The organism is Streptomyces sp. NPDC006602 (genome assembly GCF_042870385.1).
Classification (GTDB): Bacteria; Actinomycetota; Actinomycetes; order Streptomycetales; family Streptomycetaceae; genus Streptomyces.
This window is the reverse complement of record NZ_JBIAHG010000076.1, coordinates 1-11617: the sequence shown is the minus strand read 5'-3', so window position 1 is coordinate 11617 and position 11617 is coordinate 1. Positions and strand designations below refer to the sequence as shown.

The 11617-nt window shown below is 67.7% G+C and carries 8 protein-coding genes and 3 pseudogenes; 7 read left to right on the top strand and 4 right to left on the bottom strand.

Annotated elements, in window-relative coordinates; genetic code table 11:
- Nucleotides 1–39: 39 nt before the first annotated feature.
- Both ACFYO2_RS48990 and ACFYO2_RS48985 read left to right on the top strand, forming a co-directional pair.
- Entirely contained in the window at nucleotides 40–915 is an 876-nt protein-coding gene (locus ACFYO2_RS48990) for a transposase (RefSeq protein WP_388363863.1), read from the top strand.
- 95 nt (nucleotides 916–1010) lie between these two features.
- Entirely contained in the window at nucleotides 1011–1832 is an 822-nt protein-coding gene (locus tag ACFYO2_RS48985; RefSeq protein WP_388363860.1) for a class I SAM-dependent methyltransferase, read from the top strand.
- A 554-nt stretch (nucleotides 1833–2386) separates the two neighbouring features.
- Here ACFYO2_RS48985 and ACFYO2_RS48980 read toward each other — a convergent pair.
- The 3 genes from ACFYO2_RS48980 to ACFYO2_RS48970 form a co-directional block, all read right to left on the bottom strand.
- Entirely contained in the window at nucleotides 2387–3256 is an 870-nt protein-coding gene (locus ACFYO2_RS48980; protein WP_388363857.1) for a geranyl diphosphate 2-C-methyltransferase, read from the bottom strand.
- A 16-nt stretch (nucleotides 3257–3272) separates the two neighbouring features.
- Nucleotides 3273–4328: a family 2 encapsulin nanocompartment cargo protein terpene cyclase gene (locus ACFYO2_RS48975; RefSeq protein WP_388363854.1), complete on the bottom strand. Its 1056-nt coding sequence runs from the start codon at nucleotides 4326–4328 to the stop codon at nucleotides 3273–3275.
- 227 nt (nucleotides 4329–4555) lie between these two features.
- A complete protein-coding gene (locus tag ACFYO2_RS48970) occupies nucleotides 4556–5983 on the bottom strand; it encodes a family 2B encapsulin nanocompartment shell protein (protein ID WP_388363852.1) in 1428 nt (475 codons plus the stop codon).
- A 266-nt stretch (nucleotides 5984–6249) separates the two neighbouring features.
- On the opposite strand from ACFYO2_RS48970, the pseudogene ACFYO2_RS48965 reads away from it, so the two are divergent.
- A pseudogene (locus ACFYO2_RS48965) lies at nucleotides 6250–6381 on the top strand (winged helix-turn-helix domain-containing protein); the annotation flags it as partial.
- A gap of 53 nt (nucleotides 6382–6434) precedes the next feature.
- Nucleotides 6435–6962 (top strand): transposase, encoded by a 528-nt coding sequence (locus ACFYO2_RS48960; RefSeq protein ID WP_388363864.1) that lies wholly within the window; start codon nucleotides 6435–6437, stop codon nucleotides 6960–6962.
- Nucleotides 6963–7422: 460 nt separating this feature from the next.
- Here the strand turns inward: ACFYO2_RS48960 and ACFYO2_RS48955 are convergent, their stop codons facing one another.
- Nucleotides 7423–8142, bottom strand: a complete 720-nt coding sequence (locus tag ACFYO2_RS48955; RefSeq protein WP_388363849.1) for a hypothetical protein — start codon at nucleotides 8140–8142, stop codon at nucleotides 7423–7425.
- Between the two features lie 348 nt (nucleotides 8143–8490).
- Between ACFYO2_RS48955 and ACFYO2_RS48950 the strand changes: the two genes are divergently transcribed.
- The 3 genes and pseudogenes from ACFYO2_RS48950 to ACFYO2_RS48940 all read left to right on the top strand — a co-directional run.
- Nucleotides 8491–9228: a hypothetical protein gene (locus ACFYO2_RS48950; protein ID WP_388363846.1), complete on the top strand. Its 738-nt coding sequence runs from the start codon at nucleotides 8491–8493 to the stop codon at nucleotides 9226–9228.
- 100 nt (nucleotides 9229–9328) lie between these two features.
- Nucleotides 9329–10986: pseudogene (istA, locus tag ACFYO2_RS48945) on the top strand (IS21 family transposase).
- A pseudogene (locus ACFYO2_RS48940) lies at nucleotides 10983–11525 on the top strand (ATP-binding protein); the annotation flags it as partial. The pseudogenes istA and ACFYO2_RS48940, both read left to right, overlap by 4 nt.
- Between the last annotated feature and the right edge of the window lie 92 nt (nucleotides 11526–11617).

The window sequence follows — 11617 nt, the reverse complement described above, 5'->3', positions numbered from 1 at the left end:
CGACGGCGGAGCTCAAGCGGGTAACGGGAAGGTCGTGCCATGACTCGATCCTTTCATGAAATCGAGTCTCCATTCGAACCGGGGCGGTTCAGTCCGTCCGCAAGACCCGACGGAGCTGAGCTTAAGCTCCGTCCGGTGGAGACGTTCTGGATCGTCACGGCGGCTGTCTTGTGGGGTGCCGGCACGGGCCTGCTCATACCGCGCCCTGCGTACCGGCTTTCCGCGCCGCCCGGTGAGCCGTGGCGGGCAGCGTGTCCTGCCGGACACCCGTTCGCCGGTGCCGGGCACGGATGGCTGGGGCGGGCTCGCTGCGCCGACGGGGATGCGTACGGTCCGAGCACGACCACCATCGCCGTCGTCTTGGCCGTGGTCTGCGCCGTGTTGGTGGCCGCACCGGGGCCCGCCCCGAGCTGCTGGTCTGGCTACTGCTCGCTCCGATCCTATCCCCGCGGCTACGCCAGCGTCCGCGACCACGTCAGCAGCAATCTTCGCGGCAAGCCCCAACCAGTTGGCCCCCGCCCGCCGTCGGCCCGCGCCGTCACGCGCTGGCTCCTCACCCACCCCGACGCCTTGCCCGAAGGCGACGGGCTCCAGCTCAAGGCCGTCCTGGCCAACTGCCCCGAACTGACGGCACTCTCCGAGCACGTGCATTCCTTCGGCCACATGGTCGCTCACCTCCAGGGCGACCAGTTGCCGACCTGGATCGAAGCGGCCACCTCCGCTACCGACCTGCCCAGCCTCCGGCGCTTCGCCCAGCACCTCGAACGCGACCTCGATGCCGTCATCGCCGGCCTCTCACTTCCCTGGAACTCCGGCGTCGTGGAGGGCCATGTCAACCGCATCAAGATGCTCAAGCGCCAGATGTTCGGACGCGCAGGATTCGAGCTCCTGCGGAAACGCGTCCTGCTGGCGTGACGGAGGGCTACCGAAGCAGAACGATCGGCCTACGGAGGTAGGTGCTTCCGTCCGGCCATGTGCCTGGGCCGGGCTGCCCGTGTCATGGTGGTCGCGTGGACAGCCAGGTGAGATTCGACCCCGACCTCTACCAGGGGACGGCCGGATACTACGAGCAGTTTCGGCTCCCCTACCCCGACGCGATGATCGCCGACCTCGCATGCCGAGCCGCCCCCTCAGGGCGCGGACGCCTGCTGGATCTGGCCTGCGGCACCGGCCAACTCGCCTTCCCCCTGCGCGACCGGTTCACGGACGTTTGGGCCGTGGACGCCGAACCGGGCATGACCGAGGTGGTCCGCGCCAAGGCAGACGCCGTCGGTGCAGACCACGTCCGGGCGGTCACCGCCCGTGCCGAAGATCTGGATGCTGAGCCGGGCGGCTTCGAGCTGATCGTCATCGGCAATGCCTTTCACCGGCTGAACCGCTCCCTGGTGGCCCAGCGCGCCTACACCTGGCTCAAGCCCCGCGGCTGCCTCGCATTGTGCTGGTCAACCTCGCCATGGGTCGGGCCCCAGGACTGGCAGCAGGCGCTCGACAGGCTGCTGCGCTCGTGGCAAAACACCCTCGGCGCGTCCGGTCGCGTCCCGCCCGGTTGGGACCGAGCCCGGCAGCAGGACCCAGACCACGAAGTACTGTCCCGTGCCGGCTTCGACGTCACCGGACGCCACGAGTTCTCGGTCGAGTACCACTGGACGATTCCCGAACTCGCCGGCCACATCCGGTCTACCTCGTTCCTACCGCCCTCAGTGCTCGCCGATCACGCCTCCGAGTTCGACGCCGACCTCATTGCCGAACTCGGCCGCCATACGGCCAACAACCGCCTCACCGAAACGGTCGACTTCGCCTACGAACTGGCTCGCCGGTCAGCTCCCGCGTGACTGCCGCCAGGACATGCATGGGTCACCGCGCTGAGGCGCCCCCGGGACAGTGTCGGCACGGAGAGTGACCGCACCACACAATGTGGACCAGAGCCGCTACTGCTCGATAAAGCCAATGTGGGGAAACAGGTATCCCGCAGATGTGCTGGAAGGAACCGTTGAACGCCTTCCAGATCACCTTCGAAGGCCGGTTCACCCTTGCCGGCCACTGACACCTCAACGGCCAGCACCAGCTGTCAAGTTGAAGTACCCATTTCTGATGGACCCGGAGAAGGCCCGCGGTCATCGGGGGCTCGTTGCCGATCGTCCTGGGTCTGGCCTTGATGATGTACCTGGCCAAGGTCCGGTGCGTCGTCTGCGCTGTTCGGGGCGGAGTCCGTACGGCTGGGCTTCCTGGTGGAGGGGGTGAGTTTTCTCTTGCGGAGCAGGTCCGGCACCCACTCTGTCAGTGCGGGATCCATCGGCGGGCAGCCCCCTTGTGCCTGGATCTTTCAGCGAAGTGTTGCGGGACGCCTGCCGGTGTTCGAGCTGCGTCTCGCAAGCGATCGGCGGGATCAGATTCGGTCGGCGGCGATGAGCAGGTACTGGAAGCTGCCGTTGTTGTAGGCGGTCAGGAACGCGTCCTCGATGCCGGTGGCCAGGGAGGACTTGGCGCGCAGCTCCCAGTACGGGATGGTCGCCGCAGTAAGGTCCACCACGCTGATCGGCACGAGCCGGTTGTTCGCCATCTCCCTGAAATAGGTGGAGCGGGGGTGGATGTCGCAAATGTAGTGGGCGTTGATCGTCGAGACCTCGCGAGAGGGCAGCCCATATGTGTCGTTGTAGCAGCCGGTGATGGTGACGTACCGGCCGCCGCGTACGAGGAGACGGGCGTATTCGGCGAACAGCGTCGACAGGTCGACGTACATGGTGGATTCGTTGTTCCAGATGGCGCGGAACGAGCCGGTCTCGAAGCCGGTGTCGAGCATGTCCTTGAGATGGAAGCGCACCTTGTCGTCCACGCCGCGCTTCTCGGCCTGGGCGTTGGCGAAGGCCACCTGGGTCTCGGAGATGGAGATCCCGTCGACGTGGCAGCCGAAGCGCTTGTTGGCGACCAGGCTGCCGCCGCCGCGTCCGCAGCCGGAGTCCAGCACGCGGTCGTCGGGGGCGACGGCGCCGAGGTGGTCGGCGAGGAAGTCGGCTTGGGCACACTCCAGGCGGTGCAGTTCGGCGATGATGAGATCGTCGCGGATCTCCTCAGGGCCATCCAGAACCGACCAGTCGACGTCGCCGATGCCGTAGTGGTGATGGTAGAAGCCGTCGACCTGGCCCAGCCGGAGGTTGACGGGGTTCTTCTCGCGGTTCCAGTAGTCGGCCACCGACTTCTGGTAGGGGCTGAAGGCCGGGGCTGCTGCCGCGCCGGCGCGCTGCGCTGTGGTGGTCATGCGGTTGCCTTCTCTCTTACCAGTAGTTGGGCAGGGTGTAGCGGTAGGTGTTGGTGTGGTGCCATTCGTGGTTGCCGGCGACCCAGGCGGCGAGGCCGGTGGTGTAACGGGCCAGGACCGGGTCCTTGGCGGCCAGGACGGAGGATTCGTCTTCGAAGGCGTGCATGATCTCGTTGTGGATGTCGATGGCCTTCAGGTAGGCGTCCTTGAGGCCGCGGCGCTCCTCGGCGGCGATCACCACTGGGAGGTTCAGGTGGTGCTCGTCGAGTGTCATCTCCTTCGTGAAGGAGTACAGGTCGTTGACGAGCGTGGTGGCGTTGCAGGCCAGCGCGGTGACGCGCTGGACTTCAGGGCGGGAGTAGAGCGGTTCGGGCAGTTCGTAGCCATCCACGGCGTCCACAATGGACAGGCAGGGGCGGAAGTTGTTGAACTGGCGCATTACCAGGTACTGCCACACCGGCGGGGTGGTGCGGGTCTGCGCCCAGGCGCCCTCGGCGAGATACCCCAGGTGCAGGCGCGCCATGTCGTGGATGAACCGGGTGGCTTGACTGGGAGTGGCGATGTCCCGGAAGGCGCGCACAGCACCGGCGTAGGAGCGCAGTGGAGCGTCCGCGCCCAGCCCCTCGTGCCACTGCTGCTGGTAGCCGTCCGCGGTGTGCAAGGGGTCCAAGGCGCTCTGTGCGATGACGAGCCTGCCGCCCAGGCCGATGGGCGACCCGCCGTAGTCCTCGCAGTAGCAGTCGTCGACGACGTTCTCCGCGACCAGTAGTTTGCCCGCGACGACGAGACGCTCCAGGTCGGCTGCCCCGGGGTGTTGCAGGACAACCGCACGGCCGACCTGGAATCCCGCGAAGTCCCCCGCCCATTCAGTGGGGACCAAGGCGAGCTCATGGGCCCAGGCTTCGAGTCGCCGGTCCACCTCGGCGACCTTGACCGGGTCGGCCGGCACAGCGGGCGGGCAGTACAGGCCCGGAATCGGGTCACCGGCGCGGGGCTGGGCCGTGGGTGCGGGAGCGGACCGGTCGTGACCTGCGTGCGGCGGAAGGAGGGCTCTGGCCGCTGAGGTGCCCAAGCCGGTCGGGCCTGCGGGAAGCCACGCCGCCGCCCTCTTCGCCGGGGGTGCGGGTCGCAAGGCCGCCGACTGAGGCGGCGAGGCGAACGGATCCCGTTTCCCGGGACGTGTCGGGTCGGGCGGCAAAGCGCTCACCAGGCCCGCCGCCTCGTGAGGGGCGGGGACGGCGAACTCCCGGGGCAGCAATGACACCGTCTCAGCGCTCCTTCACTCGTCGAACCGGGTGCTCAGCCACGCGTGCGTACCTCGACGTTTTCGAGAATGCCGATCGCATCCGGGACGAGTACTGCGGCGGAGTAGTAGGTGCTGACGAGGTAGGAGATGATCGCTTTCTCGTCGATCCCCATGAATCGCACGTTGAGTCCGGGCTCGACCTCGTCGGGCAGACCGGTCTGGCAGAGGCCGATGACGCCCTCGTTGTCCTCGCCGGTGCGCATGGCGATGATGGACGAGGTGTGGTGTTCGCTGATCGGGATCTTGCCGCACGGCAGGATCGGCACTCCCCGCCAGGCGGGAATGTGATGCCCGTCGACATCGACGCTGCCGAAGTAGATGCCCCGCTTGTTGCACTCCTTGCCGAAGGCGGCGATGGCGCGGGGGTGGGCGAAGATGTACCTGGTGCCGCGGCGCATGCTGAGCAGGTCGTCCAGGTCGTCTGGGGTGGGCGGGCCGGAGTGGGTCGGGATGCGCTGGTCGAAGTCGGTGTTGTGGAGCAGCCCGAAATCGGGGTTGTTGACCAGTTCCTTCTCCTGGCGCTCGCGCAGCGCTTCGATGGTGAGCCGCAGCTGCTGCTGCGTCTGGTTCATCGGCTCGTTGTAGAGGTCGGCGACCCGGGTGTGCACCTTCAGCACCGTCTGCGCCACACTCAACTCGTATTCGCGCGGGTGGAGTTCGTAGTCGGCGAACGTGGTGGGCAGCGTCGGCTCGCCCTCGTGGCTGGAGAGGAACTCGATCTCGGCCTCACCGGCCTTGTTCGTCCGCCTCTGCGCAGCGGCGTTGCGCTTTTGGACATGCGACCGCAGCGCCTGGTACTGGTCGGCGACCGTCTTGTACGCGGAGACCGGCAGCGCCAGGATCGTGGCCGCCGTCGCCGCGCGGGCCGTGGACGGCCACTTGCCATCTCCTCCCGCCAGTACCATGCCGCCGAAGCTGTCCCCGTCCGACAGCCGGCCCACGATGGCGTCCCCCTCGTACGACGCGGCTGTGACCTGCTCCACCTTGCCGTGCGCGATCAGGAACACGTGGTCGGCCTTCCGGCCTTCCTGCGCGATGACCTGGCCTGGTTCGTACTCCTTCTGGACGAACTTGTCGGCCAGAGCTCCCAACGCCCCACGGTCGTCGAACCCCTGCAGCAACGGAAGTTCGGCCAGCTCCTCGGGGACAACACGGACCTTGGACCCGTTCTTGTCGAAGGTCACCTTCCCGTCCCCGACCGTGAACGACAAACGCCGGTTCACCCGGTAGGCACCGCCCGGGACGTTGACCCACGGCAGCTTCCGCAGAAGCCACCGCGAGCTGATCGCCTGCATCTGGGGTTCCGACTTGGTGGTCGTTGCCAGATTGCGCGCTGCCGCGGTGCTGAGGCTGAGCTGCTCCTGCTCCTCTCGCTCCTCCCGAGCCCCCGCCGCCGGTGCCTGACGTGTTTCGACTGCCATCGACTACCCCTCTTCCGATTCGCGATGATCTGCACGGCTTCCATCAGGCCAGTGAAGGTGGCCTGCATCGATTACTCTCCGTGTTTAGTAGTAGCGTATTGTGACGATCCCCTGTGGCAGGCGCGCCAGCCACACGTTGCGTGATCAGCCTGGTGCCTGTACGACGAGTCCTCGGGCGATACGCCCCGGAGGACCGTCACGAGAGCCATGTGTCTTGTTCCTGTGACACAGAGCTGCTGCCCCATTGAGAGGTCTTTCGCATAGATACGAGCCAGGGCGTCGCGGCCCTGCTCAAACGGCACGGCCGGACCTGCCAGTTCCCCGCCCGCCGGGCCCTCGAGCGCGATGAGACGGCGGTGGCCGGCTGGGTGAAGGAGACCTGGCCGCACGTGGAATGACCCCGGCGGCGCTCGACGCCTGGCTCGTCTTCGAGGACGAGACCGGCTTCTCGATGGCGCCGCCGACCACCCGCACATGGTCCCGTCGCGGCCGCACTCCCGTCGTGCGCGTGCGGGGGCGCTCCCGCCGACGATTATCCGTCGCCGCCCTGGCCTGCTACAAACCCGGCGAGCGCTCCCGGCTGATCTACCGGCCCTGCCCGGACGCCCGGCCCGACGGACGCAAAAGCCTCTCCTGGAAGGACTACCGCGACCTGATCCAGACCGCGCACCAGCAGCTCGACGGCCCGATCGTGCTGGTGTGGGACAACCTGAACACCCACCTGACAGCCGGGATGCGCCGCTACATCGCCGAACGGGACTGGCTCATCGTCTACCAACTCCCGCCCTACGCACCCGACCTCAACCCGGTCGAAGGCATCTGGTCGATACTGCGGCGCACCACCACGGCCAACCGCGCCTTCGCCGACCCGCAAGACCTGATCACCGCCGTCCGACGGGGCCTACGCCAGCTCCAGTACCGCCACGATGTCCTCGACGGCTGCCTCACCGGCACCGGACTGGCACCCGCCTCACCATGACGACATCACGCATTGAAGGTCAGTAGATGCTGATGAGGCCCTGCCTCCCTCAGTAGGTGTTTTTGATCCCTGGCCGTGAAGTGGGTACGGCTGGATGATCTGGGGTGTGGGGGCTGGTGAGACGGCTCGGCGGTACTGCCGGGAGTGTGGTGACTCCCTGCCGCAGACGATGGCGGCGGAGGCGGTGTTCTGCTCGGGTCGGTGCAGGTCACGGCGGTGGCGGAGGCTTCAGCGGACCCGGCAGCGAGTGGCTGCGATGCAGCGGGGAGAGCATGCGGAGTGCCCGGTTTGCGGGCGGTCGTGGACTGTGGGGGTGGAACGGTCGAGGGCTGCGGTGTACTGCTCCTTGTTGTCACTGGTGGGGCCGCAGGTCGTCGATGCGACCCCGCAGGGTCATCGCCCGGCCGGATCACCTGCCTACCGGCGTCAACTCGGCCCGGGGCGACACGCCGGACAGGGCCTACCCCTTGAGGCCGAGGCCGTGCGGTGCCGGGCCGAACAGCATTTCGCCCACCAGGCCGGTCGTGTCGATGATGACCTTGCCGTCGGCGTCCGGGTACGCGATGCGCTGGGTCCGGCGGTCGGGGGCGACGAAGTACACGTCGGGGCTGACGCCCTGGTCGCCCTGCGCGGTCCGGAACCAGTGCCCGGCCGCCAGCGCCATGGTCTCGACGGCCGTCAGGACCCCCATGCCCCTCACCACATGCAGGATCAGTGTGTGCCACGACGGCACGGCGACTATCACGCCGTATCCGGACGGGGCTCCGTGCACCTGCCCGACCAGCCAGTCCAGTACAGCCACCCGGGAGGCGACGAAGGGGTCGTTACCCGAGAGGGTCACCAACTCGGTGTCCTCACGGGCCGCGTCGCAAGCCTCGCGCACCACCCGCAACCCGTCGAGGTTCTCCACGTTGTGCATCGCCCGTACCCACACCGCCTCGGTGCCGCCGAGTTCGTTCATGGACGACACGGGCACGAAGTCGAGCCGGCTGCCGGTGAACAGGGCCGTCGCCATGACCAGACCAGGCAGGGCGACGGGCGCGCCTTCGGCGACGCCGGGCGGGAGCCGGTCGGGTGACATGACGAACGGCCTTAGCGAGTCCAGTTCACCGCGGCCGAAGCTCATCTCCCGCTGCTCGCCCGGCTCGGGCTGCTTGCCCTTCTTGCTGAAAAGACCCATGAGCCGCAGCGTAGCCAAGGGAGTCGGGACCGGTGCCGATATCGCGAGGTCCGGTCGTCCGTCGCAGGCAGTGGGGGTGGACGTGAAGGTGTGGGAAAACCGCAGGCTGGCAGTACGCGCCCGCCTGGACCCCGCTGGACGGCACAGTCCGAACACGCTCTTCGCGGTGTCAGCGCTCAACTGGCCAGGTCGAGCGCTCATCACGCCCGGCTGAGCCGAAGCGTGTTTGTAAGCACCTCGTTGGGCTCCACCGCACGGATCAGAAGTGGCTCCACGACGTAAGAAGTTGATCTGCCTCCACTCGGCTACACAGCGTCAGACTGTCTGACCGGTCGGGGGGAGCGAGCAATGTCAGACCCAGCGGGCATCCTGTCGACCATGGATGAAATCGGAACTCGGCAGTTGCGCGACCGCCACGAACTGGACGCGGTGCTGCGCACCGGCTTTGACCTGATCAGGACTGTCGCTCCGGGGCTGCGGTACCGGCTCGTCGGCACGGCAGCGGCTTGCCTGCAGGGCGTCGACCTGCCGGTGGGCGATGTCGACATCCTCGTCGACCGACGCCACGACGTGGACGCCGTTGCCGAAGCGCTGGCGGACTTGCCGTGTGTGACCGCTCCGCAATGGCTCGCATCGGCCCGCCAGTACTTCGCCTGCTACCGCGTGGACGGCGTCAGATTCGAAGTCAGCACGGTGGAAGTACCGTGCGACGAGGATGGATGGGAGTGCCAGGGACCCGGCCCCTGGCGGCACTACGTCACCGTGGACTGCGGCGGGCACCGCATCGAATGCGTGCGGCTGGAGCTCCGGCTGACCACCGAGTTCCTCCGCGATCGCCCCGACCGGTACCAGCCGCTACTGGCCCACCTCGGCGCTCACGGCGCCGACCTCGAACTCCTGCAGCAGTGCATGACCGTGGGCAGGGTCCCTGAGACGCTCGCGGGCCTGACCCGAGGACTTCAAACAGCCGGCAAACTGCAAACGGCGCCTTTCGGGGCAGCCCTTAGCGCGACGGAGAGTGCCGTTCCTGGTGACGTTCGCGGGTACGCCGACGAGCACGTCCGCGACGTGCCCTCTTTGGAGTGAATGCACTGCTCCGTCCACCCGGCGACGGCAGGGTTTATGCGTCGATCACGGTCATGTCGGAGGCCGTGTTGCTTGATCACGGTCGTGTCGGGAGGCCGGGATGGGTTTGTCGCGGACGGAGCTGTTCGCTGCGATCCGGAGGGACGAGCGTCTTGATCCGGAGCTGTCGCAGCGGGCTCTGGCGGAGAAGTACGGGGTGCATCGCCGGACGGTGAGGCAGGCCCTTTTGTCTGCTGTTCCTCCGCCGAGGAAGAAACCGGCACCGCGGGCCACGGTCCTGGACCCGGCCAAGCCGTGGATCGACGCGATGCTGCGGGAAGACGCGACTGCGCCGCGCAAGCAGAAACACACCGCCCGCCGGATCCATCAGCGTCTTGTCCAGGAGTACGACTTTGACCTGGTGTCCTACTCCACGGTCTGCGACTACGTCCTGGCCAGACGGCCGCAGATCGAGGCCGAGGTACTGGAGGGCCGCCGGCACCTGACGGGCATGGTCCCGCAGGTCCACCTGCCTGATGAGGAAGCCGAGGTGGACTTCGCCGATGTCTGGGTCCGCCTGGCGGGCGAGGTCGTCAAGTGCCACCTGTTCACGCTGCGGCTGTCGTATTCCGGCAAGGCCGTCCACCGCGTCTATGCCTCGCAAGCCCAGGAGTCCTTCATGGAAGGGCACGTCGAGGCGTTCAACCTCCGGGGGGGGGTGCCAGCCGGGCAGGTGCGCTACGACAACCTCACCCCGGCCGTCCGCAAGGTCATCTTCCGCAGCCGGCTGCGGGAGGAGAACCCGAAGTGGACCGCGCTGCACGCGTTCTACGGGTTCACCCCCTTCTACTGAGAGCCGGGACTTCGCGGCGCCCACGAGAAGGGCGGAGTGGAGGGCCAGGTCGGCTACTTCCGGCGCACCTACCTCACCCCGGTCCCGAAAGCGGCCACCCTGGAGGACCTCAACCAGCAGCTCACCGTGTTCGAGGAACGCGAACTGGACCGCCGGATCGGCTCGCGCGGATCCGCACGATCAGCCAGGACTTCGCCCGGGAGGCGCCGCACCTGCTCCCACTGCCGCCGGAGCCGTTCGAGACGGCGATGACCTTCCAGCCGAGGGTGGACCGCTACAGCCGGATCACCGTGAAGATGTGCTCGTGCTCCGTCCCGGTCCGGTTCATCGACCGCAAGGTCACCGTCCATCTGACCGGCGACACTTTGGTCGTCTACGACAACCGCCGTGAGATCGCCCGCCACGCGAGGCTCGCCGGTCGAGGTCTGGAGCACCTGGTCCTGGACCACTACCTGGAAGTACTGCTGCGCAAGCCAGGGGCACTGGACCGTTCCGAGGCCCTGCACCAGGCCCGCGCCGAGGGCACCTTCACCGCCGAGCACGAGGCGTTCTGGGCCATGGCCAAGCAGCAGCTCGGCGAGATCGAAGGCACGAAATCCCTGGTCAGGATCCTACTCCTGCACCGCCACCAGCAGCACGCCGACGTACTCGCCGGCCTGCGGGCCGCCGTCGCGCTGGGCACCTGCAACGACGACGTGGTCGTCCTGGAGGCCCGCTAGGCCGCGCAGACGGCCGGCCGGGCCCCCACCGTCACCGCAGCGCCGACGCCGCCGACCCCGCCCGAGCCGCTGGACCCGCAGTTGCCGCCGGTGAGCCACCTCACTCCGCGCCGGCTGGCCAGGCCCCTGCCCGGCGATGCCCGCCCCCTGCCCCGCTTGGAGCAGTGGGACGAACTGCTCCACCTGCGCCGGAAGGATTCGTCATGACTGCCGCTCATCACACGCTCACCGCGCAGGCATCTGACGCCGCGATGGACACCGCCTGCCGCATGCTGCGGCTGCTCACCATGCGGGCGCAGGCCACCGACACCATCGCCCGCGCCGAACGCGAAGGGCTCTCCTACGCCGGATTCCTCGCCGAACTCCTGCTGGCCGAGTGTGAGGACCGCGACCGGCGCCGGGCCGAACGCCGCATCAGGGCCGCCCACTTCCCGCGCGAGAAGTCCCTGGGCGACTTCGACTACACCGCCAACCCCAGCGTCGACCCGGCCGTCATCCACAACCTCGCGACCTGCAACTGTAATACCAAGGGCTACCCGCTGTGCTTGATCGGGGACTCCGGCACCGGCAAGTCCCATCTGCTGATCGCGCTGGGCACTCAGGCCGCCATGGCCGGCTACCGCGTCCGCTACACCACCGCCACCAAGCTCGTCAACGAACTCGTGGAGGCCGCCGACGAGAAGCTGCTGGCCAAGACCATCGCCCGCTACGGCCGCGTCGACCTTCTCTGTATTGATGAACTCGGCTGTGCGCCACGAGGCGCTGATGGATCTCGCGGGATGAGAGGCCCGCCGCCGGTCCTCGCAGGGACCGGTTGAAGCTGGAGGCAGGCTGAACC

Coding starts and splice junctions, on each gene's coding strand:
- ACFYO2_RS48990 (WP_388363863.1), top strand. CDS start 40: ATGACTCGATCCTTTCATGAAATCGAGTCTCCATTCGAACCGGGGCGG.
- ACFYO2_RS48980 (WP_388363857.1), bottom strand. CDS start 3,256: ATGACCACCACAGCGCAGCGCGCCGGCGCGGCAGCAGCCCCGGCCTTC.
- ACFYO2_RS48970 (WP_388363852.1), bottom strand. CDS start 5,983: ATGGCAGTCGAAACACGTCAGGCACCGGCGGCGGGGGCTCGGGAGGAG.
- ACFYO2_RS48960 (WP_388363864.1), top strand. CDS start 6,435: ATGGCGCCGCCGACCACCCGCACATGGTCCCGTCGCGGCCGCACTCCC.
- ACFYO2_RS48955 (WP_388363849.1), bottom strand. CDS start 8,142: ATGGGTCTTTTCAGCAAGAAGGGCAAGCAGCCCGAGCCGGGCGAGCAG.
- ACFYO2_RS48950 (WP_388363846.1), top strand. CDS start 8,491: ATGTCAGACCCAGCGGGCATCCTGTCGACCATGGATGAAATCGGAACT.